Source organism: Zestomonas ipomoeae (assembly GCF_057128665.1).
The window spans coordinates 1-25,930 of record NZ_JBSKHQ010000024.1; the positions used below are offsets into that span (position 1 = coordinate 1).

Annotated in this window: 24 protein-coding genes; 18 read left to right on the top strand and 6 right to left on the bottom strand. The window is 66.8% G+C overall.

What is annotated here, in order from left to right:
* Window positions 1-372 precede the first annotated feature (372 nt).
* The gene (locus ACWKV7_RS20895) at window positions 373-1,599 is read right to left on the bottom strand and encodes an alpha/beta fold hydrolase (protein WP_483859628.1); all 1,227 of its coding nucleotides are present in this window, start codon (window positions 1,597-1,599) and stop codon (window positions 373-375) included.
* Window positions 1,600-1,855: 256 nt separating this feature from the next.
* Between ACWKV7_RS20895 and ACWKV7_RS20900 the strand changes: the two genes are divergently transcribed.
* From ACWKV7_RS20900 to ACWKV7_RS20980, 17 genes are all read left to right on the top strand, one after another.
* On the top strand, window positions 1,856-3,115 hold the full coding sequence (locus tag ACWKV7_RS20900; protein ID WP_483859629.1) for a glutamate-5-semialdehyde dehydrogenase: 1,260 nt from the start codon (window positions 1,856-1,858) through the stop codon (window positions 3,113-3,115).
* Window positions 3,115-3,771 (top strand): nicotinate-nucleotide adenylyltransferase, encoded by a 657-nt coding sequence (gene nadD / locus ACWKV7_RS20905; protein ID WP_483859630.1) that lies wholly within the window; start codon window positions 3,115-3,117, stop codon window positions 3,769-3,771. Before ACWKV7_RS20900 ends, nadD begins: the two co-directional genes overlap by 1 nt.
* Before the next feature lies 1 nt (window position 3,772).
* Complete coding sequence (gene rsfS / locus ACWKV7_RS20910) at window positions 3,773-4,132, top strand: ribosome silencing factor (protein ID WP_483859631.1); 360 nt, start codon at window positions 3,773-3,775, stop codon at window positions 4,130-4,132.
* A gap of 13 nt (window positions 4,133-4,145) precedes the next feature.
* Entirely contained in the window at window positions 4,146-4,613 is a 468-nt protein-coding gene (rlmH, locus tag ACWKV7_RS20915) for a 23S rRNA (pseudouridine(1915)-N(3))-methyltransferase RlmH (RefSeq protein ID WP_483859632.1), read from the top strand.
* Window positions 4,614-4,619: 6 nt separating this feature from the next.
* The gene (gene mrdA, locus ACWKV7_RS20920; RefSeq protein ID WP_483859633.1) at window positions 4,620-6,509 is read left to right on the top strand and encodes a penicillin-binding protein 2; all 1,890 of its coding nucleotides are present in this window, start codon (window positions 4,620-4,622) and stop codon (window positions 6,507-6,509) included.
* The gene (rodA, locus tag ACWKV7_RS20925; protein ID WP_487249230.1) at window positions 6,506-7,651 is read left to right on the top strand and encodes a rod shape-determining protein RodA; all 1,146 of its coding nucleotides are present in this window, start codon (window positions 6,506-6,508) and stop codon (window positions 7,649-7,651) included. Before mrdA ends, rodA begins: the two co-directional genes overlap by 4 nt.
* A gap of 16 nt (window positions 7,652-7,667) precedes the next feature.
* Window positions 7,668-8,672, top strand: coding sequence for a lytic murein transglycosylase B (gene mltB / locus ACWKV7_RS20930; RefSeq protein WP_483859690.1), 1,005 nt, complete (start codon window positions 7,668-7,670; stop codon window positions 8,670-8,672).
* Window positions 8,673-9,671, top strand: a complete 999-nt coding sequence (locus ACWKV7_RS20935) for a septal ring lytic transglycosylase RlpA family protein (RefSeq protein WP_483859634.1) — start codon at window positions 8,673-8,675, stop codon at window positions 9,669-9,671.
* Window positions 9,672-9,723: 52 nt separating this feature from the next.
* A complete protein-coding gene (locus tag ACWKV7_RS20940) occupies window positions 9,724-10,878 on the top strand; it encodes a D-alanyl-D-alanine carboxypeptidase family protein (protein WP_483859635.1) in 1,155 nt (384 codons plus the stop codon).
* Between the two features lie 67 nt (window positions 10,879-10,945).
* Entirely contained in the window at window positions 10,946-11,221 is a 276-nt protein-coding gene (locus tag ACWKV7_RS20945) for a DUF493 domain-containing protein (protein ID WP_483859636.1), read from the top strand.
* Window positions 11,221-11,880 carry a lipoyl(octanoyl) transferase LipB gene (gene lipB / locus ACWKV7_RS20950; protein ID WP_483859637.1) on the top strand — a complete coding sequence of 220 codons (660 nt, stop codon included), beginning with the start codon at window positions 11,221-11,223 and terminating at the stop codon, window positions 11,878-11,880. Before ACWKV7_RS20945 ends, lipB begins: the two co-directional genes overlap by 1 nt.
* Window positions 11,877-12,854: a lipoyl synthase gene (gene lipA, locus ACWKV7_RS20955; RefSeq protein WP_483859638.1), complete on the top strand. Its 978-nt coding sequence runs from the start codon at window positions 11,877-11,879 to the stop codon at window positions 12,852-12,854. The genes lipB and lipA overlap by 4 nt, the downstream gene beginning before the upstream one ends.
* Before the next feature lie 302 nt (window positions 12,855-13,156).
* Window positions 13,157-14,950 carry a thiamine pyrophosphate-requiring protein gene (locus ACWKV7_RS20960; protein WP_483859639.1) on the top strand — a complete coding sequence of 598 codons (1,794 nt, stop codon included), beginning with the start codon at window positions 13,157-13,159 and terminating at the stop codon, window positions 14,948-14,950.
* 3 nt (window positions 14,951-14,953) lie between these two features.
* The gene (locus ACWKV7_RS20965; RefSeq protein ID WP_483859640.1) at window positions 14,954-16,063 is read left to right on the top strand and encodes an enolase C-terminal domain-like protein; all 1,110 of its coding nucleotides are present in this window, start codon (window positions 14,954-14,956) and stop codon (window positions 16,061-16,063) included.
* A 12-nt stretch (window positions 16,064-16,075) separates the two neighbouring features.
* The gene (locus tag ACWKV7_RS20970) at window positions 16,076-17,050 is read left to right on the top strand and encodes a hypothetical protein (RefSeq protein WP_483859641.1); all 975 of its coding nucleotides are present in this window, start codon (window positions 16,076-16,078) and stop codon (window positions 17,048-17,050) included.
* Entirely contained in the window at window positions 17,047-17,688 is a 642-nt protein-coding gene (locus ACWKV7_RS20975) for a gluconate 2-dehydrogenase subunit 3 family protein (RefSeq protein ID WP_483859642.1), read from the top strand. The genes ACWKV7_RS20970 and ACWKV7_RS20975 overlap by 4 nt, the downstream gene beginning before the upstream one ends.
* On the top strand, window positions 17,678-19,336 hold the full coding sequence (locus ACWKV7_RS20980; RefSeq protein ID WP_483859643.1) for a GMC family oxidoreductase: 1,659 nt from the start codon (window positions 17,678-17,680) through the stop codon (window positions 19,334-19,336). The genes ACWKV7_RS20975 and ACWKV7_RS20980 overlap by 11 nt, the downstream gene beginning before the upstream one ends.
* Here the strand turns inward: ACWKV7_RS20980 and ACWKV7_RS20985 are convergent.
* Window positions 19,331-20,464, bottom strand: a complete 1,134-nt coding sequence (locus ACWKV7_RS20985; protein ID WP_483859644.1) for a fatty acid desaturase family protein — start codon at window positions 20,462-20,464, stop codon at window positions 19,331-19,333. The two genes, ACWKV7_RS20980 and ACWKV7_RS20985, sit on opposite strands and share 6 nt — an antisense overlap.
* A gap of 13 nt (window positions 20,465-20,477) precedes the next feature.
* A complete protein-coding gene (locus ACWKV7_RS20990) occupies window positions 20,478-21,944 on the bottom strand; it encodes an amidase (RefSeq protein ID WP_483859645.1) in 1,467 nt (488 codons plus the stop codon).
* Window positions 21,945-22,149: 205 nt separating this feature from the next.
* On the opposite strand from ACWKV7_RS20990, the gene ACWKV7_RS20995 reads away from it, so the two are divergent.
* Window positions 22,150-23,676, top strand: coding sequence for a flavin-containing monooxygenase (locus ACWKV7_RS20995; RefSeq protein ID WP_483859646.1), 1,527 nt, complete (start codon window positions 22,150-22,152; stop codon window positions 23,674-23,676).
* Here ACWKV7_RS20995 and ACWKV7_RS21000 read toward each other — a convergent pair.
* From ACWKV7_RS21000 to arfA, 3 genes are all read right to left on the bottom strand, one after another.
* Window positions 23,646-24,224: a GNAT family N-acetyltransferase gene (locus tag ACWKV7_RS21000; protein WP_483859647.1), complete on the bottom strand. Its 579-nt coding sequence runs from the start codon at window positions 24,222-24,224 to the stop codon at window positions 23,646-23,648. The genes ACWKV7_RS20995 and ACWKV7_RS21000 overlap by 31 nt on opposite strands.
* 3 nt (window positions 24,225-24,227) lie before the next feature.
* Window positions 24,228-25,517: a lytic murein transglycosylase gene (locus tag ACWKV7_RS21005; RefSeq protein ID WP_483859648.1), complete on the bottom strand. Its 1,290-nt coding sequence runs from the start codon at window positions 25,515-25,517 to the stop codon at window positions 24,228-24,230.
* Window positions 25,518-25,591: 74 nt separating this feature from the next.
* Entirely contained in the window at window positions 25,592-25,753 is a 162-nt protein-coding gene (arfA, locus tag ACWKV7_RS21010) for an alternative ribosome rescue factor ArfA (RefSeq protein ID WP_483859649.1), read from the bottom strand.
* Between the last annotated feature and the right edge of the window lie 177 nt (window positions 25,754-25,930).

Here is a 25,930-nt window from a genome sequence, read left to right on the forward strand (position 1 = left end):
GGCATGGGTGCTCTCCTTTGCCTTGGTAGTGGACCTTGACCGGTCCGGGAGCCCAGGAGAGAGCCATTTCCGTGCCATTAATTGAATTTCTATTTAAATCAGTAACATAGCATGACTGATTTTGCTTGCTTGGTCGTACTGTGCGGTAACTCACTGAAAAGTGAGCAAGAACTTGCGCAGTGCTGCGCAAGAACTTGCGCACTGCCTTGAACGGTAGGGCTTGCAAGGGTTGCCGCTGTTTATCCCACGGCTTATCCACAGAAGGGTGCGCAACAAGTTGCGCACTGCTCGTCCGGTCATCGACAGGCGCGAAGCGGGTTGGCTGCTATATGGAAACAGGCTTGGCAGTCGCGCCTGCCGTTCGGTGGGCTGCTAGGCGCAAGCCGCCTGCGGTGCCGGTGGGCCTATGCGTGCGGCCAGTGCTGCGCTGGATTCGGCGTCGGTATGTGGGAAGACGAACGCCATGCCGTCGCCGTCCCAGCGCAGCGGCAGCAGGTCCAGGGCGGGCAGTTCGTTGCCGAGCAGTTGCCAGCCGCGCAGGGGCAGTTCCTGCGGTAGGTCGCCGTGCAACAGGCCACCGAAAAAGCCTAGTTCACGCCATTCAACCGGCCATTCGCCGGCTTCTGCATGGTGTAGGCGGGCACGCCACTGGGCCGGCTGCAGACGAGGCTCATGGCGTTTCTCCAGTTCCAGGAGCCGCGCGCGTGCCAGGCGGGTGAAGCCAGGGCCGCGGCTGGGCAGCGGTTCGCCACGCAGGAAGGGGGTGTAGAGGCTGGCACAGGCAGCGCGGCGTTCGAACTGGGCGAGATGGTCGGCGTTGTGGATCAGCGCGCATTCGGCTTCGGCGCAGGCGGCGGCGAAGCAGGCGTGCTCCCAGGGTTGGGTGAAGTGATCGTGCTCGCCGGCCAGGATCAAGGTCGGGCACTGCGGGTGGCGGGAAAAGCCGGCGAAATCCAGCAGGCGGCGGCTGTTCTGCCGGTAGCGCTCGCAGTCGGCAGGTGACAGGCGCTGCATCTGCCGCAGCAGGGCCTTGCGAAAGGCTGGCGCGACGCCGGTTTCGCTCAGTCGTAGCGGGTTGAGCAGGCCGGTCAGCGCGCCCTGGGCGAAGGCCTCGCTGCGGCCTTCGGCGAGCAGTGCCAGGCCTTCCTCCAGCAGGCGCCGCGCACCGGGGCGACCGAAGGCAGTGATGCCAGCCAGCAGCAGGCGCGCGCAGCGCTGCGGGTGGCGAGCGGCGAACAGCGCGGCGAGCGCCGATCCGTAGGACAGGCCGATGGGCATCAGTGGCGCCAGGCGCAATTCCTCGGCGAAGGCGGCGATCAGGTCGGCGAGATCTTCCAGGCGCAGCTCCGGCGCCGGTTGCAGGTTGCCGCCCTGGCTCGGCAGGTCGAGCAGGATCACCGGGTGCTCGGCGAGCAATTCCTGCACCTCGGCGGCGAACGAGCGAAAGCTCTGGAAGGCGCCGCCCAGCAGCAGGACCGGCGGGCGCGGGTCGCTCGCATGCCGGGCGTAGGCTTGGTAGTGCAGGCGCCAGCGGCCGAGGTGGAGCACGTCCGGGGCGCCGGTCAGGAGCTGGGCGCTGTAGTCTGTGCGGTAACGCATGGCGGGGTCTCCGACGGTGGGCGCCTTCTTGTGATTCCAAGGTAAACAGCGGGGGCGGATTTGTTTACCCAACCTTCGGGCGGCCCGCGGCCCTGGGTGTCACCGTCCCCTGGCGCGACGCCCTGGCCTGCGTTCATGGCCGTTACCGCGGTGCCGGCGGGAACGGTCTGTCTACCATCTGCCCGCCGCCGCTGGGCGTGGACCGGCGCGCTCGCTATAATCAGCGGCTTTCTCCGACTGCCAGACCGACCAGACCATGACCGAGTCCGTGCTCGACTATATGACCCGCCTGGGCCGCGCCGCGCGCGAGGCCTCCCGGGTGATCGCCGGCGCCACCACCGCACAGAAGAATCGTGCCCTGCTGGCCGCCGCCGCCGCGCTCGATGCCGCCCGCGCCGAGCTGACCGCTGCCAACGAACAGGACCTGGCCAATGGCCGCGCCAACGACCTGGAGCCGGCGCTGCTAGACCGCCTGGCCCTGACCCCGGCGCGCATCGACGGCATGATCGACGGCCTGCGCCAGGTCGCTGCGCTGCCCGACCCGGTCGGCGCCATCCGTGACATGAGCTATCGCCCGTCGGGCATTCAGGTCGGCAAGATGCGCGTGCCGCTGGGCGTGATCGGCATCATCTACGAGTCGCGCCCGAACGTGACCATTGACGCCGCCAGCCTGTGCCTGAAGTCCGGCAACGCCACCATCCTGCGCGGCGGCTCCGAAGCCATCCATTCCAACCGTGCCATCGCCGCCTGCATCCAGCAGGGGCTGGCCGATGCCGGCCTGCCGTCGGCCTGCGTGCAGGTGGTGGAAACCACCGACCGGGCCGCGGTCGGCGCACTGATTTCCATGCCCGAATTCGTCGACGTGATCGTGCCGCGCGGTGGCAAGAGCCTGATCGAGCGCATCAGTCGCGAGGCGCGGGTGCCGGTGATCAAGCACCTGGACGGCATCTGCCACGTTTACGTGGATGCCCTGGCCGAGCTGGAAAAGGCCCGCAGCATCGCCTTCAACGCCAAGTGCTACCGCTACGGCATCTGTGGGGCGATGGAGACCCTGCTGGTCGACCAGGCCCTGGCCGCGACCTTCCTGCCCGGCATGGCGCAGATGTTCGTCGAGAAGGGTGTCGAGCTGCGTGGCTGCGAGCGCACTCGCGCGCTGATCGAGGCGCTGCCGGCGACCGAAGAGGACTGGAGCACCGAGTATCTGGCGCCGATCCTGTCGATCCGCGTGGTCAATGGCCTGGATGAGGCCATCGAGCACATCAACCGCTACGGTTCGCACCACACCGACGCCATCGTCACCGAGCACCAGGGGCATGCGCGGCGCTTCCTCGCCGAGGTGGATTCCAGCTCGGTGATGTTGAATACACCGACCTGCTTCGCCGACGGCTTCGAGTACGGCCTGGGGGCGGAGATCGGCATTTCCACCGACAAGTTGCACGCCCGTGGCCCGGTCGGCCTGGAAGGCCTGACCTGCGAGAAATACGTGGTGATCGGCGACGGTCAGCTGCGCGGCTGATGGCGAAACGAATCGGTATTCTCGGCGGCACTTTCGATCCGGTGCACATCGGCCACCTGCGCGGCGCCCTCGAGGTCGCCGAGCAGTTCGGCCTCGACGAGCTGCGGCTGATCCCCAACTTCCGGCCGCCGCATCGCGACCAACCGCAGACACCGGCGGCCGAGCGTCTGGCGATGGTCAGGCTGGCGGTGGCCGACGTGCCGCCGTTGACCGTGGACGACCGCGAACTCAGGCGCGACAAGCCGTCCTACAGCATCGACACCCTCGAATCGCTGCGCGCCGAGCTGGCGGCCGACGACCAGCTGTTCCTATTGGTGGGCTGGGACGCCTTTTGCGGCCTGCCCACCTGGCACCGCTGGACCGAGCTGCTCGACCACTGCCATCTGCTGGTGCTGCAGCGGCCGGACGCCGACAGCGAGCCGCCGGAGGCGCTGCGCGACCTGCTTGCGGCGCGCAGCGTCAACGATCCCCAGGCATTGTCCGGGCCGAGCGGGCAGATCGCCTTCGTCTGGCAGACACCGCTGGAGGTATCCGCCACGCAGATTCGGCAACGCCTGGCCAGCGGTAAATCGGTCCGTTTCCTGGTGCCCGACGCGGTACTGGCCTATATCCAAGCGCGGGGACTGTACCCCGCGACAACCGAGGTAACTCCTTAGCATGCAAAACGATCAACTGGTCCAGCTGGCAATTAGCGCCCTGGAAGACATGAAGGCCCAGGACATCACCACCATCGATGTGCGCGGCAAGACCAGCGTCACCGACTTCATGGTGATCGCCAGCGGCACCTCCAGCCGCCACGTCAAGTCGATGGCCGACAATGTGCTGGAAAAGGTCAAGGAGCAGGGCGTGCGCCCGCTGGGCAGCGAAGGCCTGGAAGGCGGCGAGTGGGCCCTGCTCGACCTGGGCGACGTGGTGGTGCATGTGATGCAGGTGGCCACCCGCCAGTTCTACGATCTCGAGCGCCTGTGGCAGGGCGCCGAGCAGAGTCGCGCCCAGCACGGTCACGAGCACGAGTGACGGAGGTCGCGCCGTGCGTCTGCGTCTGATCGCCGTCGGCTCGCGCATGCCGCGCTGGGTGGAGGAGGGCTGGCAGGAATACGCCAAGCGCCTGCCGCCTGAGCTGGCGCTGGAGCTGGTGGAGATACCGCTCGGCACTCGCGGCAAGAATGCCGACGTGTCGCGCTTGATTCGCCAGGAAGGCGACGCCATGCTGGCGAAGGTTCAGCCGGGGGAACGCATCGTGACTCTGGAGGTCGAAGGCCGCCCTTGGAGCACCGAGCAGCTCGCCCGCGAACTGGACCGTTGGCGCCTGGATGCGCGCACCGTCAACCTGATGGTCGGAGGCCCCGAGGGGCTGGCGCCGGACGTCTGTGCGCGCAGCGAGCAGCGCTGGTCGCTGTCCCCCCTGACCCTGCCCCATCCGTTGGTGCGTATCCTGATCGGCGAACAGATTTACCGCGCCTGGACCGTCCTGTCCGGCCATCCCTATCACAAGTAGTTATCGATGCCGCAGCCGATCCGCCTGAAAGACCACGAGAGGGACGCCCGCCAGGTGCGCAAGCGGGTGGTGGTCGGCGCATTCTTCGTGCTGCTGCTGACGGCCGTGCTGGTGATGCGCCTGTACTATCTGCAGGTGATTCAGTACGAGCATCACTCGACGCTGTCGGAAAACAATCGGGTGCACGTGCAGCCGATCCCGCCGACCCGTGGGCTGATCTTCGATCGCAACGGCGTGATCATCGCCGACAACCGGCCGAGTTTCAGCCTGAGCGTGACCCGCGAGCGCGCGGGCGACTGGCAGCAGGTGCTGGACGTGATCGTCGAGGTGCTGGAGCTCGGCGAGGACGACCGTGCGCTGTTCGACAAGCGCATGAAGCAGAGTCGCCGGCCGTTCGAGCCAGTGCCGGTGATGTTCGAGCTGACCGAGGAACAGATCGCCCGCATCGCCGTCAACCAGTTCCGCCTGCCGGGGGTCGAGGTGGTGGCGCAACTGGTGCGGCATTATCCCCAGGGCGAGCACTTCGCCCATTCGGTGGGCTACGTCGGGCGCATCAACGAAGAAGAACTGCAGAAGCTCGACCCGGTGAACTACAGCGGCACCCACCACATCGGCAAGACCGGTATCGAGAAATTCTACGAGGCCCAGTTGCACGGCCAGGTCGGCTACGAGGAAGTCGAGACCAATGCCCGTGGTCGGGTGCTGCGCGTGCTCAAGCGCACTGACCCGCTGCCTGGACAGGACGTGGTGCTGACCCTCGACGTGAGCCTGCAGCAGGCCGCCGAGAAAGCCCTGGACGGGCGACGCGGGGCGATCGTGGCGATCCAGCCAAGCACCGGCGAAGTGCTGGCGATGGTCAGCCAGCCGAGCTTCGACCCCAATCCGTTCGTCACCGGCATCGGCTTCAAGGCCTATGCCGAGCTGCGCGATTCCATTGACCGGCCGCTGTACAACCGCGTGTTGCGCGGCCTCTATCCGCCGGGTTCGACGATCAAGCCGATGATGGCGGTGGCCGGGCTCGACGCCGGCGTGATCACGCCGAGCACGCGTGTGTTCGATCCCGGCTTCTATCAACTGGCCAACAGCAGCCACAAGTACCGCAACTGGAACCGCAACGGCGATGGCTGGGTGGACCTGGAGATGGCGATCATGCGCTCCAACGACACCTATTTTTACGACCTGGCCCACAAGCTGGGTATCGACCGCATGCACGACTACATGTCGCGCTTCGGTCTCGGCCAGCGCGTGGCGCTGGACATGAACGAGGAAACCGACGGGCTGATGCCTTCCCGGCAGTGGAAGCGCGCCCGCTACAATCAGCCCTGGTATCCGGGCGAAACCTTGATCCTCGGGATCGGTCAGGGCTACATGCAGACCACGCCGTTGCAGCTGGCGCAGGCGGTCACCCTGATGGCCAACCGGGGCAAGTGGATTCGCCCGCACTTGGCCAAGACCGTCGACGGGCAACCGCCGGTCGACCCCGAGCCGATGCCCGACATCCAGTTGCGCGATCCGAAGTTCTGGGACTACAGCCGTCTGGGTATGGAGCAGGTCATGCACGGCGCGCGCGGTACGGCGCGCAAGGTTGGTGATACCGCCGTCTACCGCATCGCTGGCAAGAGCGGCACGGCCCAGGTCGTGGCGATCAAACAGGGCGAAAAGTACGACCGCACCAAGCTGCAGGAGCGGCATCGCGACCACGCGCTGTTCGTCGCCTTCGCGCCGGCGGACAACCCACAGATCGCCGTGGCGGTGATGGTGGAGAACGGCGAGTCCGGCTCCGGCGTCGCCGCACCGGTGGTCAAGCAAGTCATGGATGCCTGGCTGCTCGACGACAACGGCGAGCTGAAGGCCGAATATCGCAGCCCGGGCGCCCCGCAGGTGAGCAGCCGATGAACAGCAATTTCGACCGCACCCTGTCCAGCGAAGACGTCATGCGCCGCCGCGCCAGCCTGCTGCAGCGCCTGCACATCGACGGGCAATTACTGTTGCTACTTCTATTGCTCGCCGCTGGCGGATTGTTCGTGCTCTATTCGGCCAGCGGCAAGAGCATGGACATGCTGATGAAGCAGGCGGTGTCCTTCGGCGTGGGCCTGCTGGCGATGCTGGTGATCGCCCAGTTCGAGCCGCGCTTCATGTCCCGCTGGGTGCCGCTGGCCTACCTGGTCGGCGTCGGGCTCTTGGTAGTGGTGGATGTCATGGGCCACGAGGCCAAGGGTGCCGCGCGCTGGATCAACATCCCCGGGGTGATTCGTTTCCAGCCCTCGGAGTTCATGAAGATCATCATGCCGGCGACCATCGCCTGGTACCTGTCGCGCCACAGCCTGCCGCCGCGGCTCAAGCACATCTCCATCAGCCTGGCACTGATCGGCGTGCCGTTCCTGCTGATTCTCAAGCAGCCGGATCTTGGTACCTCGCTGTTGATCCTGGTGTCCGGCGCCTTCGTGCTGTTCATGGCCGGGTTGCGCTGGCGCTGGATTCTCGGTGCGGTGGCGGCGGTGGTGCCGATCGCCATCGGCATGTGGTTCTTCGTGCTGAAGACCTACCAGAAGCAGCGCGTGCTGACCTTCCTCGACCCGGAAAGCGACCCGCTGGGCACCGGCTGGAACATCATCCAGTCCAAGGCGGCCATCGGTTCCGGGGGGGTACTGGGCAAGGGCTGGCTGCTCGGTACCCAGTCGCATCTGGATTTTTTGCCGGAAAGCCATACGGACTTTATCATTGCCGTTTTGGGCGAGGAGTTCGGTCTGGTCGGCATCTGCCTGCTATTGCTGTTGTACCTGCTGCTGATCGGTCGCGGCCTGGTGATTACCGCCCAGGCACAGACGCTGTTCGGCAAGCTGCTGGCAGGCAGCCTGACCATGACATTCTTCGTCTATGTATTCGTCAACATCGGCATGGTCAGCGGACTGCTGCCGGTGGTGGGAGTACCTCTGCCGTTCATTAGCTACGGTGGAACTTCATTGGTGACCCTGCTGTCAGGGTTCGGGGTTTTGATGGCGGTCCACACCCACCGCAAGTGGATCGCGCAGGTTTGAAGCACGCATGAGTTCAATGAAACGGATGTATCGCTGGGTGGCTTGCCACGGTTCCTGGATCGGTTTGTCGGCGTTGCTTGCCGCGCCGGCCCAGGCCGGCGATTACATCGGCTCGCCGCAGGTGGCCGAATTCGTCGCCGAAATGACCCGCGACTACGGCTTCGCCGGCGAACAACTGGTCAGCCTGTTCCATGACGTGCAGCGCAAGCAGGCGATTCTCGATGCCATTTCGCGGCCGGCCGAACGGGTCAAGCCGTGGAAGGAGTATCGGCCGATCTTCATCACCGAGACCCGCATCGCCCGCGGTGTGGATTTCTGGCGCGAGCACGAGGCCGACCTCGCCCGTGCCGAGCGCGAATACGGTGTGCCGCCGCAGGTGATCGTCGCGATCATCGGCGTGGAAACCTTCTATGGCGGCAATACCGGCAGCTACCGGGTGATCGACGCGCTGTCCACGCTGGGCTTCGACTATCCGCCACGGGCACCGTTCTTCCGTCAGCAGCTCAAGGAATTCCTGCTGCTGGCCCGCGAGGAACAGGTCGATCCGTTGACCCTCAAGGGCTCCTACGCCGGCGCCATGGGCCTGCCGCAATTCATGCCTAGCAGCTTCCGCGCCTATGCGGTCGACTTCGACGGCGACGGCCATATCGACATCTGGCAGAACCCCACCGATGCCATCGGCAGTGTCGCCAGCTATTTTCAGCGTCATGGCTGGGTCGCCGGCGAACCGGTGGTGAGTCGCGCCGAGGTCAAGGGCGAGCAGGCCGACGCCGGACTCACCGAGGGCCTGGACCCGGTGAAGAGCGTCGGCGAGTTGCGCAGCCTGGGCTGGAGCAGTCAGGATGCGCTGGCCGACGACATGAAGGCCATCGCCTTTCGCCTGGAAGGCGAGGCCGGGCCGGAGCACTGGTTGGGCCTGCAGAATTTCTACGTGATCACCCGCTATAACCGCAGCGTGATGTATGCCATGGCCGTGCATCAGTTGTCCGATCTGCTGGTCCAGGCGCGAGGCAAGAAGTAAATGCGCGACACCTCTTTCAAACTCGCCGCCTGCGGCATCCTGGCGCTGGTCCTGGCCAGCTGTTCGAGCAACCGTGCGCCGCAGCCGGTCGCTCCCGGCAGCCAGCCGATCTCCGGGCCGGGCGACTATACGCGTCCGCACAAGGACGGCGCGCCCTGGTGGGACGTCGACGTATCGAGGATTCCCGATGCAGTGCCCATGCCTTACAACGGCCCGCTGAAGAACAGCCCCTACACGGTGTTCGGCCAGACCTACTACCCGCTTAGCGACGTGCGCCGGTACCAGGCGGTGGGCGTCGCTTCCTGGTATGGCACGCGCTTCCACGGCCAGGCCACCGCCAACGGCGAGACCTACGACCTGTACGGCATGACCGCGGCGCACAAGACCCTGCCGCTGCCCAGCTACGTGCGGGTGACCAACCTGGAGAACGGCCGCAGCGTGATCCTGCGGGTGAACGATCGCGGGCCGTTCTACTCCGATCGCATCATCGACCTGTCCTTTGCCGCGGCGAAGAAGCTCGGTTACGCCGAGCGCGGCGTGGCGCGGGTCAAGGTCGAAGGCATCGACCCCAAGGAGTGGTGGGCCCAGCAAGGGCGTCCGGTGCCGCTGGTGCTAGCCGCCGGGCAACAGCCGGCCAAGCCGCAGCCGATTGTCCAGGCCGCCGCCCAGCCGATCGAGGAATACGTGCCGCCCGCGCAGCAGCACGCCGCGGCCGTGCTGCCGGTGCAGATCGACTCAAAAAAAAACGCTTCAGTCGGAGCCTCTGGCCTGTATCTCCAAGTGGCAGCCTTCGCCAATCCGGACGCTGCCGAGCTGCTCAAGGCCAAGCTGAACGGGATGTCCAGTGCGCCGGTGTTCATCAGCTCGGTCGTGCGCGATCAGCAGATATTGCACCGGGTGAGACTGGGGCCGATCGAAACGCAGGATGAGGTGCAGCGGCTGCAGGAAAGCCTGCGGCTGGCCAACCTCGGCCAACCGACCCTGGTCCAGCTGGACTGACGCTTCACCCCCGGCCCGCGAGGGCCGCCACCCACGAATCTCAGAGAGACGGATGAACATCATCAGCTTTGCCCGCAACCTTTCCTTATCCCTGTTGCTCGCTGCGCCGCTGGCTCTGGCCGATACGGTGATCCCGGCGCCGCCGCAACTGGCAGCCAAGTCCTATGTGCTCATGGATGCTGCCAGCGGTCAGGTACTGGTGGAGAACAACAGCGACGAGCGCCTGCCGCCGGCCAGCCTGACCAAGCTGATGACCGCGTACATCGCCACCCTGCAGATCAACCAGGGCGAGATCAAGGAAAGCGACATGGTGCGCGTCAGCGAGAAAGCCTGGCGCATGGGCGGCTCGAAGATGTTCATCGAGGTCGGCAACGAGGTATCGGTCAGCGACCTGCTGCACGGCATCATCATCCAGTCCGGCAACGATGCCAGCGTGGCCCTGGCCGAGCACATCGCCGGCAGCGAGGATGCCTTCGCCGACATGATGAACCACCATGCCCAGCGCCTGGGCATGGAGAACACCCACTTCGTCAACGCCACCGGCTGGCCGGACCCGGAGCATTATTCCTCGGCCCATGACATGGCCAGGCTGGCCCGTGCCATCGTCTACGAGGACCCGCAACACTACGCCATCTACGCGCAGAAGGAATTCCTCTGGAACGGCATCAAGCAGCCCAACCGCAACCTGTTGCTGTGGCGCGACAAGACCGTCGACGGCCTGAAGACCGGGCACACCGAGGAAGCCGGCTTCTGCCTGGTGGCCTCCGCCCAGCGTGATGGCATGCGCCTGATCACCGCGGTATTCGGTACCAACAGCGAGAAGGCCCGTGCCGAGGAAACCCAGAAGCTGCTGACCTATGGCTTCCGCTTCTTCGAAACCCGCACCTTCTACAAGAAGGGCGCCGAGCTGGCCAAGGCCATGGTCTGGAAGGGCACAGCCCGCGAGGTCACGGCCGGGCTGGCCGACAATCTGACCCTGACCCTGCCCAAGGGCCAGTTGGAGAAGCTGGAAGCCAGCATGGTCATCGATCCGCAGCTGATGGCACCCATCGAGCAGGGCCAGGTGATCGGCAAGGTCGAGGTCAAGCTGGGGGACGAGGTGGTGCACAGCGCCGACCTGATTGCCCTCGACCGCGTCGAGCAAGGTGGCTTCTTCCGCCGCCTGTGGGATAGCATCCGCCTGTTCTTCTACGGTTTGTTCAACTGATTTTTCCTGAGCGGGCGCCTCTATCCGGGGCGCCCGCAGCGCGGATCACGAGTCCGCCCGAGCCTCTATGACCGACGATATCCAAGCCCCGAAAATCGACTTTCCCTGCGAGCGCTACCCGATCAAGGTGATCGGCGACGCCGGCGAAGGCTTTGCCGACCTGGTGGTCGAAGTGATCCAGCGCCACGCGCCCGATCTCGACACCGCCAGCCTGGTGGTGCGCGACAGCCGCAACGGCCGTTTCCTCTCGGTACAGGTGCTGATCACCGCCACCGGCGTGGAGCAGCTCCAGGCGATCCACGTCGACCTGCGGGCCACCGGCCGCGTGCACATGGTGCTCTGATGTCCGCCGCCCTCGGGGTGCGCGAGCTGGGGCTGGTCGACTATCTGCCTGCCTGGCAGGCCATGCAGCGCTTCACCAACGAGCGCGGGCCGGAAACCCAGGACGAGCTCTGGTTGCTGCAGCACCCGCCGGTCTTCACCCAGGGCCAGGCCGGCAAGGCCGAGCACCTGCTGCTGCCCGGCGATATCCCGGTGGTGCAGGTGGATCGCGGCGGCCAGGTGACCTACCACGGCCCCGGCCAACTGGTCGCTTATCTGCTGCTGGATGTGCGTCGTTCCCGGCTCGGCGTGCGCGAGCTGGTCAGCCGCATCGAGGCCAGCCTGATCGACCTGCTTGCCGAGTACGACGTGCAGGCCAACGCCCGGCCGGATGCGCCGGGGGTCTACGTGAACGGCGCGAAGATCGCCTCGCTGGGCCTGCGCATCCGCAACGGCCGCTCGTTCCATGGCCTGGCGCTGAACGTGGACATGGACCTGGAGCCGTTCCGCCGGATCAACCCGTGCGGCTACGCCGGGCTGGCCATGACCCAGTTGCGCGACCTGCTGGCCGGGTGCGCCGTCGATTTCGCCGAGGTAAGTGCCCGCTTGCGCGCGCAGCTCGTCTCACACCTCGATTACGCTGAACAGAAGACCCTCACGGGCGGTATCGAATCCTTATGAGCAGTACTGTCGAAGGCGCCGGCAAACCGGCCAAAGTCGAAGCGGGCGTCAAACTGCGCGGCGCGGAAAAGGTCGCGCGCATCCCGGTCAAGATCATTCCCACCGAAGAGTTGCCGCGCAAGCCGGACTGGATTCGCGTGCGCATCCCGGTCACCCCGGAGGTCGAGCGCATCAAGCAACTGCTGCGCAAGCACAAGCTGCACAGCGTCTGCGAGGAAGCCTCCTGCCCGAACCTTGGCGAGTGCTTCAGTGGCGGTACCGCCACCTTCATGATCATGGGCGACATCTGCACCCGTCGCTGCCCGTTCTGCGACGTTGGCCACGGCCGACCGAAGCCGCTGGATGCGGACGAGCCGAAGAACCTCGCCATCGCCATCGCCGACCTGCGCCTGAAGTACGTGGTGATCACCTCGGTGGACCGCGACGACCTGCGCGACGGCGGTGCCCAGCACTTCGCCGACTGCCTGCGCGAGATTCGCCAGCTGTCCCCCGGCGTGCAGCTGGAAACCCTGGTGCCCGACTATCGTGGGCGCATGGACGTGGCGCTGGAGATCACCGCCACCGAGCCGCCGGACGTGTTCAACCACAACCTGGAAACCGTGCCGCGCCTGTACAAGGCGGCGCGTCCGGGCTCGGACTTCGAGTGGTCGCTGGACCTGCTGCAGCGCTTCAAGCAGATGGTGCCCCATGTGCCGACCAAGTCCGGACTGATGCTCGGCCTGGGCGAGACCGACGAGGAGGTCATCGAGGTCATGCAGCGCATGCGCGAGCACGATATCGACATGCTCACCCTCGGCCAGTATCTGCAGCCTTCGCGTAGCCACCTGCCGGTGCAGCGCTTCGTGCATCCGGACACCTTCGCTTGGTTCGCCGAAGAGGGCGAGAAGATGGGCTTCAAGAACGTCGCCTCCGGGCCGCTGGTGCGTTCCTCCTACCATGCCGACCAACAGGCCCACGGCAACAAGATCGGCTGAGCCTTCCGCCGCGCTGTATACGAGCCCCCGTCAGGGGGCTTTGTTTTTTCTGGCGCTTTTCTGCTCGTACCTTCTTTGGCCGGATGCCCCGGCGCCTGGGCGATACGCGCCTTTCAAGCGCAACGCGGCGTGCCCCTCCGCCCGGCAAGCCCGGAAAACTCTTGCGCCAGTCTCCGGTCAAGACCTAGAGACCAGGCATTCGAGGGCCCTCAGCACGCGTTGTTCGTGACGCCCATGGCTCATCGGCCTTTGTGTGTGCCTGGCTTTGCATATCGAACGGCCAGCACCGCGAGGGTATTGCCATGGCAATGACAGTCAGCGATTTCATCGTCGAGCGGCTCCATCAATGGGGCGTGCGGCGTATCTACGGTTATCCGGGCGATGGCATCAACGGCGTGTTCGGCGCGTTGAACCGGGCCGAGGGCAAGATCAAGTTCATCCAGGCGCGGCATGAGGAAATGGCCGCCTTCATGGCCTCGGCGGATGCCAAGTTCAGCGGCGGGTTGGGCGTGTGCATCGCCACCTCCGGGCCCGGTGCATCGCACTTGGTGACCGGCCTCTACGATGCGCGCATGGACCACATGCCGGTGCTGGCGATCACCGGGCAGCAGGCGCGCACCTCGCTGGGCGCCCACTACCAGCAGGAACTCGACCTGGTCTCGCTGTACAAGGATGTGGCAGGGGCCTTCGTGCAGCAGGCCAGCGCGCCGGCGCAGGTGCGTCACCTCGTGGACCGCGCGATCCGCACCGCGGTCGGCGAACGCCGGGTGACCGCGATCATTCTGCCCAACGACCTGCAGGAGGCCACCTACAGCGAGCCGCCGCGCAAGCACGGCGCGGTGCATACCGGTGTTGGCTACAGCAAGCCCAAGGTAGTGCCCTACGCAGATGACCTGCAGCGTGCCGCCGATGTGCTCAATGCCGGCAAGAAGGTCGCCATCTTGGTCGGGGCCGGCGCACTCGGTGCGACCGACGAGGTCATTCAGGTCGCCGAGAAACTCGGTGCCGGCGTGGCCAAGGCGCTGCTCGGCAAGGCCGTGCTGCCCGACGAACTGACCTGGGTCACCGGCTGCATTGGCCTGCTTGGCACCGTGCCCAGTTACAAGCTGATGACCGAGTGCGACACCTTCCTGATGATCGGTTCCGGCTTTCCCTATTCCGAGTTCCTGCCGGAAGTGGGGCAGGCGCGCGGTGTGCAGATCGACATCCAGCCGGACATGCTCAGCCTGCGCTACCCGATGGAGGTCAATCTGGTCGGCGACTCGGCGGAAACCCTGCGCGCGCTCCTGCCGTTGCTTCAGGAGAAGGACGACCGCAGCTGGCGCGGCGCCATCGAGGACTGGCGTGCCGACTGGGAGCGCACGTTGGAGAAGCGCGCGCTGTTCTCGGCCGACCCGATCAACCCGCAGCGGGTCGTCTACGAGCTGTCGCCGCGTCTGCCGGAGCGGGTCATCGTCACCTGCGATTCCGGCTCCTGCGCCAACTGGTACGCCCGCGACCTGAAGATTCGCCGCGGCATGATGTGCTCGCTGTCCGGCGGCCTGGCTTCGATGGGCGCTGCGGTGCCCTATTCGATTGCCGCCAAGTTCTCCCACCCGGACCGCCCGGTAGTGGCGCTGGTGGGCGACGGCGCCATGCAGATGAACAACATGGCCGAGCTGATCACCGTGGCCAAGTACTGGCGCGAGTGGGACAACCCGAAGTGGGTCTGCGCGGTGTTCAACAACGAAGACCTCAATCAGGTCACCTGGGAGCAGCGCGTGATGGCCGGCGATCCGAAGTTCGAGGCGTCGCAGAACATTCCCAACGTGCCCTATCACAAGTTCGCCGAGTCCATCGGCCTCAAGGGCATCTATGTCGACCGCGAGGATGCGGTGGCCGGTGCCTGGGAGGAGGCCCTGGCCGCCGACCGGCCGGTGCTGATCGAGTTCAAGACCGACCCCAGCGTGCCGCCGCTGCCGCCGCACATCACCGTGGCCCAGGCCAAGAAGTTCGCCAAGACCCTGCTGCAGGGCGATCCGAACGAGGGCAGCATCCTCGTGCAATCGGCCAAGCAGGTGCTCGGCTCCCTCCTGCCCGGCGGCAGCAAGGAATAGCTTGTGAGGGGCGGACAGGGGCCCGAGATCACCGCGGTTCGCGCGGCGGCCTACCGGATACCCACGGATGCGCCGGAAGCCGATGGCACCTTCGACTGGCGGGCGACCACGCTGGTGCTGGTGGAGGTGCAGGCCGGCGCCTGCACGGGCATCGGCTACACCTATGCCGATGCCTCCTTGGTGCGGCTGATCGACGAGCATTGCCGCAAGCTGGTCGAAGGCGCCGATGCCTTCGCGGTCGGCCTGATCGGCCGGCGGCTCTGGCGCAGCGTGCGCAACCTCGGCCGTTCGGGGCTGACGGCGTGCGCCATCTCCGCCCTGGACTTTGCACTCTGGGACCTCAAGGCCCGGTTGCTGGAGCTGCCGCTGGTGACCCTGCTCGGCGGTTTGCGCGAGCAGGTGCCGGTGTATGGCAGCGGCGGTTTCATCAGTTACGACGATGGTCGCCTGCGCGAGCAACTGGGGCGCTGGGTGGAAGAGGGCGGCTGCCGCTGGGTAAAGATGAAGATCGGCGCCGACGCCGCCCGCGACGCCCAGCGCGTGACCGCGGCACGCTCGGCCATCGGCGGCGCCGGGCTGTTCGTCGATGCAAACGGCGCCCACAGCAGCCGCAGCGCGCTCGCCTTCGCCGCCCATGTCCGGGAGCAGGGCATCGAGTGGTTCGAGGAGCCGGTCAGCTCCGACGACCCTGATGGGTTGCGCCGGGTGCGCGACGGACTTGGCGCCCTGGGTCTGCCGGTCGAGGTGGCCGCCGGGGAATACGGCTACACCCTCGATGACTTCCGCCATTTGCTGGAGGCCGGCGCGGTGGACGTGCTGCAGGCCGATATCACCCGCTGCGGCGGGGTCAGCGGCTTTCTCGCCGCGGCAACGCTATGCGAGGCCTATCACCTGGACTGTTCCGCCCACTGCGCGCCGGCGCTGCATCTGCATGTGGCCTGCGCGGCGCCCCGTCTGCGCCATCTGGAATGGTTTCACGATCATGTGCGTATCGAATCGCTGTTCTTCGACGGCGCCCCGCAACTGCGCAATGGCGCCATCGCCCCGGACCTCGATCACGTCGGCAACGGGTTGAGCCTCAGGCTGGCCGATGCACGACGTTATGCGCTCTGATAGGGAGGATTCATGCCTTCGCGGAATGCGTTGAAATGGCTGTCGTTCGGTGCCACCAGCGCGCTGGGCGTGGCCGCGTTGATTTGGCAGCGCCATGAGCGCCGCGCTCGCGGGCTGATCGTGCGGCCCGACACCAATGTGCTGGTGGACGCGGCGCGCACCCTCAATCGCGGCGCCGGCCTGCTGGCCCTGGCAGTGGTCACCGACAGCGCGCTGGAGCACTATCGCGGCGATTTTCGCAACCGCGCCATGTACGCCCCGTTGCTGGCCTCGAGCCTGTCGCTGCTGGCCAGCGGGCATGGCGTGCAGGACCTCAAGCCATCGGCGCACCGGGTGCGCGACCCGATCTACTACGGGGCGGCACTGACCGGGCTGATCGGCACCGGCTTTCATCTCTACAACGTCAGCAAGCGACCCGGCGGCTTTTGCTGGAGCAACCTGTTCTACGCCGCGCCGCTGGGCGCGCCCTCGGCGATGGTGCTGTCCGGTGTACTCGGCCTGTATGCCGAACGGGTGCGCGAGGCCTCGACCGATAGCGTGCCACGGGTGTTCGGCCTGCCGGCCGGCCAGGCGGTGGCGCTGATGTGCGCGGCGGGGCTGCTCGGCACCACTGCCGAGGCGGCGCTGCTGCATTTTCGCGGTTCGTTCCAGAACCCTTCGATGTATCTGCCGGTGACCGCCCCGCCGCTGGCGGCGGGGCTGCTCGTCGGTACCGCACTGGCCGGGCCGCGGCGCCCACGGCTGCGCTGGTTGTCGCGGCTGCTGCTGCGTTTCACCACGCTGATGGGGTTGGTCGGCACCGGTTTCCACACCTTCGGCGTTTCGCGCAATCGCGGCGGCTGGCGCAACTGGCGGCAGAACCTGCAGGCCGGGCCGCCGCTGCCGGCGCCCTCGGGTTTCACCGGGTTGTCCCTGGCGGGGCTGGCGGCGCATACGCTGCTGGAGGAGGAGCGGCAACTCGAACGCCTGCGCTGGTGGCGCCGATGAGCGGTCGCTATCCCGGCTACGACGTGCAGAGCAAGCGCTCCGGGCCATCCTGGAACGAGGCGACCCGGCGGGTGATCGACGAGCGCATTGCTCTGCCCCATGAGCCGCGCTTCTTCGATGAGACGCAGTGGCGTCTGCTGGAGGCGCTGTGCGAGCGCATCGTGCCGCAACCGCGCAACCGCCCGCCGATTCCGGTGGCGGCGATGGTCGATGCCCGTGTGCTGGGTGGCAGCAGCGATGGCTATCGCGATGCCCGCTTGCCGCCGGTGCAGGCAGCCTGGCGCCAGGGGCTGGCGGCGCTCGATGCGGAGGCCGAGGCGCGCCATGGCGTGCCCTTCGTGCGGCTTGCCGCGAGCCAGCAGGACGCGCTGCTGCGCGCCATGCAGAAGGGCGAGCTGCACCACCCCGCGTGGGGGCAGATGCCGGCCAAGCTGTTCTTCAGCGAGCGCCTGGTGCATGACATCGCGGCGGCCTACTACGGCCATCCCACTGCCTGGAACGAGATCGGCTTCGGCGGACCGGCCAGTCCGCGTGGCTACGTGCGGCTCGACGCCAACCAGCGCGACGCCTGGGAAGCGGCCGAAGCCCGGCCCGGTACGCAGGAGCAAGCCCTGGAGTTGAATCGCCGTGTCCGCTGACCCCTACCTGCAAGCCATGCAGACGCCGCGCGGTCGCGGCGGCCGTGCGCCTGACGTGTTCACCCGTGGCGGCTGGGTGCCGATGCGCGAGTACTCGCCGGACGAGCGGGTCGACTTCGCCATCGTCGGCACCGGCGCCGGTGGCGGCACCCTGGCCTGCAAGCTGGCCGAGGCCGGATTCTCGGTGGTGGCGCTGGATGCCGGGGCCTGGTGGCGACCGCTGGAAGAATTCGCCTCGGACGAGGCCCACCAGCAGAAGCTGTTCTGGAACGACGAGCGCCTCTGCGACGGGGAGAACCCGCTCAAGCTCGGCAGCAACAACAGCGGCAAGGCGGTGGGGGGCAGTACCGTGCACTTCGCCATGGTTTCGCTGCGCTTCCGGCCCGAATGGTTCAAGGCGCGAAGCCTACTGGGCTATGGCGTCGACTGGCCGCTGGACTGGCAAGAGATGTGGCGCTATTACGCCGAGGTCGAGGATGCGCTGAAGATCTCCGGACCGCTCAGCTACCCCTGGGGGCCGAAGCGCCCGCGCTATCCCTACCGGCAGCATCAGGTCAATGCATCCGGGCTGGCCCTCGGGCGGGCCTGCGAGGCACTCGGCGTGGAGTGGGTGCCGACGCCGCTGGCGACCCTGTCGGCTCCGCGGGACGACGCGCCGCCCTGTGTCTATCGCGGCTTCTGCGTCACCGGTTGCTCCACCAATGCCAAGCAGAGCGTGCTCAACACCTGGATTCCACGGGCGCTGCGGGCCGGGGCGGAAATCCGCGACCTGGCCATGGTCGGGCGCATCGAAACCCGCGACGACGGCCTGGCCAGCGGCGTGCACTTCCTGCGCGAAGGGCGCTGGCAATTCCAGCGGGCGCGCAACGTGATCGTCGCCGGCTATGCCATCGAGACCCCGCGCCTGCTGCTCAATTCGGCCTGCGCGCGCTATCCGCACGGCCTGGCCAACAGCTCCGGGCTGGTCGGCAAGAACCTGATGGTGCATTCCAACCAGGCGGTGTGGGGCACCCTGGAAGAGGAGGTGCGCTGGTACAAGGGCCCGCCGTCTCTGGCGCTGTGCGAGCACTGGAACTACGAGGATCGCGGCAAGGACTTCCACGGCGGCTACGCGTTCATGAGCCAGGGCCCGCTGCCCGGTGCCTGGGTCGCCACCCAGACCGGCAACCACGGGCTCTGGGGCCAGGCGCTGGTCGATGAGATGGAAAAGTACAACCACCAGGTGGGGCTGAAGATCGTCGGCGAGACCCTGCCCGACGAGGCCAACCGGGTCACCCTGGCCGGCGAGCGCGACCAGTACGGGTTGCCTATCGCCCGCGTCACCTGGAGCTTCGGCGATAACGACAGGCGTCTGATCGGCCATGCCGTGGACTTCATGCGTCGAGGCCTGGAAGCCATCGATGCCGCCGACATCTGGTCGGAAGCCGACAACACCGCGCACCTGATGGGCACGGCGCGCATGGGTTTCGACCGCGAAACCAGTGTGGTGGATGCCGACTGCCGCAGCTGGGACATTCGCAACCTGTGGATCTGCGACGGCTCGGTGTTCCCCACCTCGGGCGGGGTCAATCCGTCGCTGACCATCCAGGCCATCGCCTGTCGCACTGCCGACCGCATCCGCGAACTGGCCAGGCGCGGCGAGTTATGAGGCGGTTGCCGGCTGGGCCTGGCGGCTTTCGAATGCGTTGAACTCGCGGAAGGTCACCAGGCGCCGGCGCGCCGGGTCCCACAGCTTGAGGCTCAGGCAGCGATAAATATCCCGTGGATGCAGGGTGGTGACGGTCGGCTCGCGTAGCGCCGGGATCGCCGCCATCGCCTCGGGCAGGCGGTAGAAGGGAATGCCCGGATTGGCATGGTGCACATGGTGGTAGCCGATGTTGGCGGTGAACCAGGCCATCACCGGGCCGGTGCGCATGTAGCTGGAGGAATGCACGGCGGTCACCGCGTAGTCCCATTCGTCCTCGCCCAGATAACGCGCGCCGGGGAAGTTGTGCTGGCAGTAGAACATGTACACGCCAAGGGCCGAGCCGACCAGGATCGGGATCAGCAAAGCGAAGATCAGCACCTCCGGCGCATACAGGTTCAGCGCCACCACCGCCGCCAGGTTCAACGCCAGGGCCAGTGTCGCCCAGGGCCGGTGGCGCGGCTGGGTGACCAGTGATACCAGGCAGATGCTGAAGACGAAGATGGTCTGCGAGCCCAGCAGGATCATCAACGGATGGCGGGCGATGCGGTAGCGCAGACGCTTCCAGCCGTCGGCGCGGGCGTATTCCTCGGTGGACATCAGCGGGAAGGTGCCGAGATCGGTATGGGGGGACAGCAGCGGCAGGCGTCCCTGTTCGGCGCCGACGTACTGGCAACTGTGCCCGTGATGGTAGTTGTGCGATTGCTTCCAGAGCGTCGGCGGCGCCAGCAGGAGCAGTCCGTAGGCCTTGAAGAACAGCTCGGCGAAGCGCGAACCCTGCAGGATCGCGCCATGCATGTAGTCGTGGTAGAGCACGAACATGCGGATCAGCGCCAGCCCGAGCAGCACACTCGCGGCCAGCCGCAGCGGCCACCACAGCGGGCTGGCCGCGCCGGCGATGAGCGCGGCCATCAGGGCGAAGGTCGTCCAGAAGTGCCACCAGCTGCGCCGGCGGTCCTCGCGGGTGAAGGGCAGCGTCTGGCGGATCAGCTCCTTGCCGAAGCGTACCCGTTCCTCCGCGTTCATCGAGTCCGTCGGCCAGGCCACCGGCGCGTCGGCGCCGGTGGTGCTCAGGGTGGCATCGGCGTTCATCGAACCCCCTTCGTCAGGCCGGCACGGCGTCGGTCGTGGTCGCTTGGAACAGCTCGGGCCGCCGCTGCTTCCACGGCTGCGCCTGTTCCAACTGGCCGGCCAGGCGCAGCAGCAGTGCTTCGTTGCCGTTCTCGGCGCTGAACATCATGCCGATCGGCAGGCCCTCGGCATTCCAGTGCAGCGGCAGGGAAATCGCCGGCTGGCCGGAGGCGTTCTGGATCGCGGTGAACGGGCTGTAGTCGACGATCGGCGCGTAGGCTTTTTCCAGGTCTTCCTGCTGCACATCGACCAGGCCGTTGCGGATCGGCGGGGTAGCCAGGGTCGGCGTCAGCCAGCAGTCGTAGGTCTGGTGGAAGCGGCCCATCTCCCGCCCGGCCTGCTGCAGCACCAGTTCCGATAGCTGGTATTCGACGGCGCTGACACCCAGGCCGCGCTGGTGCACGGCGCGGGTCAGGCCCTCCAGCTCGCCGGGCTGCGGCGGCCGGCCGAGCTGCATGGTCATCAGTTCCACGGCGAAGGCGATGCCGGCGAACCACAGCGCGGTGAAGGCTTCGACGAAGCTCTGCGGCTCGATCTGCGGCTGCGCCTCCTCGACGATATGACCGAGCGATTCCAGCAGACGGGCGGTCTTCTCCACCCCGGCCACGCAGTCGGGGTGCAACGGTCGGCCAGCCGGGTCGACCCTGGAGAAGGCGATGCGCAGCGGGCCGGGCTCGCGTCCCACCTCGTCGAGGAAGCGGCCGCTCACCGGCGGCGCACGGTAGGGATCGCCGGGCATGGCGCCATGGGTGGCATCGAGCAGGGCCGCGCTGTCGCGCACGCTGCGGGTCAGCACGTGCTCGTCGAGCAGGCCGCTGAGCAGCTCGCCGAAGTCCGGCGCCAGGGAGTTGCGCGCGCGGGTCGGCTTGAGCCCGACCAGCCCGCAGCAGGAGGCGGGAATGCGGATCGAGCCGCCGCCATCGTTGCCATGGGCGGCAGGGACCATACCGGTAGCCACCGCTGCCGCCGCGCCGCCGCTGGAGCCGCCGGTGGAGTGGTCGAGGTTCCAGGGGTTGCGCGCCGGGCCGTAGAAGGCGCACTCGGTGGTCGGCAGGATGCCGAATTCCGGCGAGTTGGACTTGCCGACGAACACCAGGCCGGCCTTGCGAAAGCGGCTGACCAGTTCGCTGTCCTGCTCCATCACCCGCTCACGCAGCATGCGCGAGGCCAGGGTGGAGGGCAGCCCCTGGCAATCGCCGAGAATGTCCTTGAGCAGGAACGGCACACCATGCAACGAGCCGCCGGGGGCCTGCTTGTCCTGCTGCGCGGCCATCGAACGGGCCAGGTCATAGGCCTTGTAGACCACGGCGTTGACCGCCGGGTTGAAGGCTTCGATGCGACGAATCGCCTCCTCGGTCAGCTCCGAAGGCAGCACCTCGCGTTGCCTGACCAGCTCGGCAAGGCCGATGGCGTCGAACTCTGAGTATTCCTTGAAAGCCATGCTATCTCCCGGTGATTTCGGCGAGACCGGTCGTCTCGGCGTTTGATGGAGGCTGCGAGCACGAACGCTAGGCAGGGTGCGAAGCGCCGAAACCAGGCCCTGGCAGTGCTGGCCCGAATATGCGCCCCTGGCGGTTTTGCCGGGAATACGCCGTCCGGAGTATTCCCTTTGCCGGCCGGCTTTCCGAGGATGCAGCGACACGAGCATGCATCGCCGCCGCGGCTCGGGCGGCGCCCCGCAGGAGACACCAGTGAGCGCAGAACCCGTCTACCGGACCCTGATCATCGGCGCCGGCTTCTCCGGCATCGGCATGGCGGTGCGCCTGCGTCAGCGCGGAGAGCACGACTTCGTCATCTACGAGAAGGAGGCTGGCATCGGCGGCACCTGGTGGGTCAACCAGTATCCCGGTTGCGCCTGCGACATTCCCTCGCACCTGTATTCGTTCTCCTTCGAGCCCAATCCCGACTGGTCGCGGCGCTTTTCCCCGCAGCCGGAAATCCGCGACTACCTGGCACGCTGCGCGGAGAAGTACGGGCTGCTGGCGCACATTCGCTTCGGCACCGAGGTCGCCTCGCTGCGCTGGCTGGAACCGCAGGGCCTCTGGCAAGTAATCGATGGTGCCGGTCGGGTGGCGTTCGCCCGGGTGGTGGTGGCCGGCACCGGCGCGCTATCGACTCCCGACTACCCCGCGATTCCCGGGCTGGAACGCTTTCGCGGCAGGGTTTTCCACTCCCAGGGCTGGGACCACGACTACGACCTGAGCGGCAAGCGGGTCGGTGTGATCGGCACCGGCGCCTCGGCGGTGCAGTTCATCCCCGAGATCCAGCCCCAGGTGGCCAGGCTGACGGTGTTCCAGCGCACGCCGCCGTGGATCATTCCGAAGCCAGACCGCGCCTTCGCCCGTTGGGAGCAGCGGCTGCTGCGAGCCTGGCCGACATGGCAGCGGCTGGTACGCGGGGTGATCTATGCCACCCTGGAGGCGCGGGTGCTCGGCTTCGTGTTCAACCCGCGGCTGATGGCCTTTCACAAGCTGCTGGCGCTCAACCTGCTGCGCCGCCAGGTCAGGGACAAGGCCCTGCGCCGCCAGTTGACCCCCAGCTACGCCATCGGCTGCAAACGCATCCTGATGTCCAACAACTATTACCCGGCCTTCATGCAGCCGAACGTGGCGCTGGTCACGAGCGGTATCCGGGAGATCACCGAGGACGCGGTGATCACCCAGGACAACGAAAGGCACAGCCTGGACGCGCTGATCTTCGGCACCGGCTTCAAGGCCAGCAGCCCCTTCCCGGCGGGCATGATCTTCGGCCGTGGCGGTCGCGACATTACCGATGCCTGGCTCGGTGGCCCGGAGGCCTACAAGGGCACCACGGTGGCCGGCTTTCCCAATCTGTTCCTGTTGATGGGGCCGAATACGGGCCTGGGTCACAACTCCATCGTCTACATCATCGAATCGCAGATCGCCTACATCCTCGGCGCCTTGGACACCCTGGCGGCGGCAGGCGCCGCCAGCGTCGAGGTACAGTCGCAGGCCCAGGAACGCTTCACCGCGCGCCTGCGCCAGCGCTTGCGCGGCGCGGTGTGGAGCCTGGGCAACTGCAAGAGCTGGTATCGCCACCCCGAGACCGGGCGCAATGTGGTGATCTGGCCGGGGTTCAGCTGGATGTTTCGCCGCGAGACGCGGCGCTTCGACGCCGAGGTCTATCGGTTGTCCGCTCCCGATGGCGAGTGAGGCGGGGTGCGCCGCGCCCGCCATTCATCGCGAGTGATCTCCCAGATATCGGTGAGGAAACGACCGGAGACGTAGTCGTGCTCGACGGTCGCCACCCAGCGCATCCCGCTCCTTTCCGAGAGTCGGCGCGAGCCCAGGTTGGGGCGTGCCTTGGGCACCCGCAGCAGCGGTTTGCCGAGGGTGTCGAACCAATAGTCGGTGACCGCCTCGCAGGCTTCGTGCATCAGGCCGCGTCCCTGCCAGTCTGGGTCCAGCCAGAGGCCACGGTGATTGTCCGGTTCATCCAGCAGGCCGATGACGCCAATCAGCTGCTCGGGGTTGGAGCGTGGCCGCAGCGACCAATGCCACTGCTGGCCACGCGCCATGGCCGGCAGGGCGACGTCTTGCAGGAAGACGCGCGCGCCATCGTCGGGGTAAGGCCAGGGAATGTTCGCGGCGAGGAAGCGCACGATCCGCCATTGCGGGAAAACCCGCTGGATCGCCGGCGCGTCGGCGAGAACCAGGGGACGCAGCAGCAGGCGCTGCGTCTCCAGACCGGAGGGCGCCATGGATCAGGGCGCGGCGCGCAGCTTCTGCAGCAGTGCCGGGGTCGGATAGCCGTCCGCCGGCCAGTCCAGGGTCTGCTGGAAGCCGCGAATGGCGCGGCGGGTATTGGCGCCGATGATTCCGTCGGCGGCACCCGGGTCGAACCCACGAGCAGCCAGCAATTCCTGCAATTCGATGCGCTCGGCGCGGGACAACGGCAGGTCCTCTTTCGGCCAGGTGCCGAAGATCTGTCCGCGGCCGAGGAAGCTGTCGCCGAGCAGGCCGATGGCCAGCGCATAGGACGAGGAATTGTTGTACTTGAGAATGGCGCGAAAGTTGTCCAGCACCAGGAACGCCGGGCCGCGATAGCCGGCCGGCAGCAGCAGGCTGGCCGGCTGGGCGAGCAGTTCTTCGGGAATGATGCCCTTCACCCCTAGCGCCTGCCATGCGCTCAGCGGCTTGCGGATCTCGGTGTCGGCCAGGGCGTAGTCGAAACCTTTCGGCAACTCCACCTGTAGGCCCCAGGGCTGTGCGGTTTGCCAGCCGGAGGCTTGCAGGTAGTTGGCGGTCGAGGCCAGGGCGTCGGCTGAGGAGGTCCAGACGTTGCGCTTGCCGTCGCGATCGTGGTCCACCGCATAGCGATTGTAGGTGCTGGGGATGAACTGGGTCTGGCCCATGGCACCGGCCCAGGAGCCGATCATGCTGGCGGGTTGCACGTCGCCATGCTGGAGAATCTGTAACGCGTTGAGCAGCTCGGTGCGGGCGAAATCGGGACGGCGGCCTTCGTGGGCGAGGGTGGCCAGCGAGCGGATCACCGGCTTGTTGCCCATAATCTGGCCATAGTTGCTTTCCAGGCCCCAGATCGCCACCAGGGTGTGGCGATCGACCCCATAGCGCTGCTCGATCTGGTGCAGCGTGTCGGCATGTTGCTGGAGCAATACCTGTCCTTTGGCGACACGCTGGCTGGACAGGGCGCCTTCCAGGTACTGCCAGACCGGGCGGGTGAATTCGGGTTGGCTGCGGTCCGCGGCGACCACGCTGGGGTCGGGCGTAACCCCGGCGAAGGCGGCATCGAACACCTGCGGCCGGATGCCCGCGGCCAGGGCCTGCTGGCGGAACTCGGCGCGCCAGTCGGCGAAGCTCTGGGTGGGCTTGGGCGCCGGGGCGACGGGTGCCGGGCTAGGCGTCGAAGCGGGTGTCGGGGGCGCGTTGGAGGCCGCGGCCGGCGGGTGATCGGCACAGGAGGTGAGCAAGGCCAGGGACATGCCGGTCAGTAACTGGCGGAAAATCGGGCCGAAGGCCGGGAGGTCGAACATGGAAAATCTCGGGGGCTTGGCAGGTCGTGGGCGTGCTGGGCGCAGAGCGCGACCTTAACACGTCCGGCGCCTTTTTAGGCGGCCAGAAAGACCGAAGCCTCCCAGTGGTTGTGCTGGGAGGCTTCGCGACGGTAGCTGCCTTTGCCTTTCTTCGGTTTCTCCTGGCGGCAGCGGAACAGCGGCTGGGCAACCAGGGATTTGGCCTTGTTCGGGCCGGGTTTGGGTTTCTTGGCCATCGACCTTTCCTCATCTCGGGCCTGGGATATCCAGGCGCGCGCATCATCGGGGTTTGCTCAAAAAATGTCCAGGGGGGTGTGGCAAGGCAGAGTGTTTGCCGATACGAGCCGAGATCTCGGCCGGGGGCGATCATCTACATTCGGTAACGTGACGACTGCAACGAACCACGCCCTCAT

Excerpts from the sequence above, each read along its gene's own strand:
- ACWKV7_RS20895 (WP_483859628.1), bottom strand. The coding sequence starts at position 1,599 with ATGCGTTACCGCACAGACTACAGCGCCCAGCTCCTGACCGGCGCCCCG.
- ACWKV7_RS20900 (WP_483859629.1), top strand. The coding sequence starts at position 1,856 with ATGACCGAGTCCGTGCTCGACTATATGACCCGCCTGGGCCGCGCCGCG.
- nadD (WP_483859630.1), top strand. The coding sequence starts at position 3,115 with ATGGCGAAACGAATCGGTATTCTCGGCGGCACTTTCGATCCGGTGCAC.
- rsfS (WP_483859631.1), top strand. The coding sequence starts at position 3,773 with ATGCAAAACGATCAACTGGTCCAGCTGGCAATTAGCGCCCTGGAAGAC.
- mrdA (WP_483859633.1), top strand. The coding sequence starts at position 4,620 with ATGCCGCAGCCGATCCGCCTGAAAGACCACGAGAGGGACGCCCGCCAG.
- rodA (WP_487249230.1), top strand. The coding sequence starts at position 6,506 with ATGAACAGCAATTTCGACCGCACCCTGTCCAGCGAAGACGTCATGCGC.
- mltB (WP_483859690.1), top strand. The coding sequence starts at position 7,668 with ATGAAACGGATGTATCGCTGGGTGGCTTGCCACGGTTCCTGGATCGGT.
- ACWKV7_RS20935 (WP_483859634.1), top strand. The coding sequence starts at position 8,673 with ATGCGCGACACCTCTTTCAAACTCGCCGCCTGCGGCATCCTGGCGCTG.
- ACWKV7_RS20940 (WP_483859635.1), top strand. The coding sequence starts at position 9,724 with ATGAACATCATCAGCTTTGCCCGCAACCTTTCCTTATCCCTGTTGCTC.
- ACWKV7_RS20945 (WP_483859636.1), top strand. The coding sequence starts at position 10,946 with ATGACCGACGATATCCAAGCCCCGAAAATCGACTTTCCCTGCGAGCGC.
- lipB (WP_483859637.1), top strand. The coding sequence starts at position 11,221 with ATGTCCGCCGCCCTCGGGGTGCGCGAGCTGGGGCTGGTCGACTATCTG.
- lipA (WP_483859638.1), top strand. The coding sequence starts at position 11,877 with ATGAGCAGTACTGTCGAAGGCGCCGGCAAACCGGCCAAAGTCGAAGCG.
- ACWKV7_RS20960 (WP_483859639.1), top strand. The coding sequence starts at position 13,157 with ATGGCAATGACAGTCAGCGATTTCATCGTCGAGCGGCTCCATCAATGG.
- ACWKV7_RS20970 (WP_483859641.1), top strand. The coding sequence starts at position 16,076 with ATGCCTTCGCGGAATGCGTTGAAATGGCTGTCGTTCGGTGCCACCAGC.
- ACWKV7_RS20975 (WP_483859642.1), top strand. The coding sequence starts at position 17,047 with ATGAGCGGTCGCTATCCCGGCTACGACGTGCAGAGCAAGCGCTCCGGG.
- ACWKV7_RS20985 (WP_483859644.1), bottom strand. The coding sequence starts at position 20,464 with ATGAACGCCGATGCCACCCTGAGCACCACCGGCGCCGACGCGCCGGTG.
- ACWKV7_RS20990 (WP_483859645.1), bottom strand. The coding sequence starts at position 21,944 with ATGGCTTTCAAGGAATACTCAGAGTTCGACGCCATCGGCCTTGCCGAG.
- ACWKV7_RS20995 (WP_483859646.1), top strand. The coding sequence starts at position 22,150 with ATGCATCGCCGCCGCGGCTCGGGCGGCGCCCCGCAGGAGACACCAGTG.
- ACWKV7_RS21000 (WP_483859647.1), bottom strand. The coding sequence starts at position 24,224 with ATGGCGCCCTCCGGTCTGGAGACGCAGCGCCTGCTGCTGCGTCCCCTG.
- ACWKV7_RS21005 (WP_483859648.1), bottom strand. The coding sequence starts at position 25,517 with ATGTTCGACCTCCCGGCCTTCGGCCCGATTTTCCGCCAGTTACTGACC.
- arfA (WP_483859649.1), bottom strand. The coding sequence starts at position 25,753 with ATGGCCAAGAAACCCAAACCCGGCCCGAACAAGGCCAAATCCCTGGTT.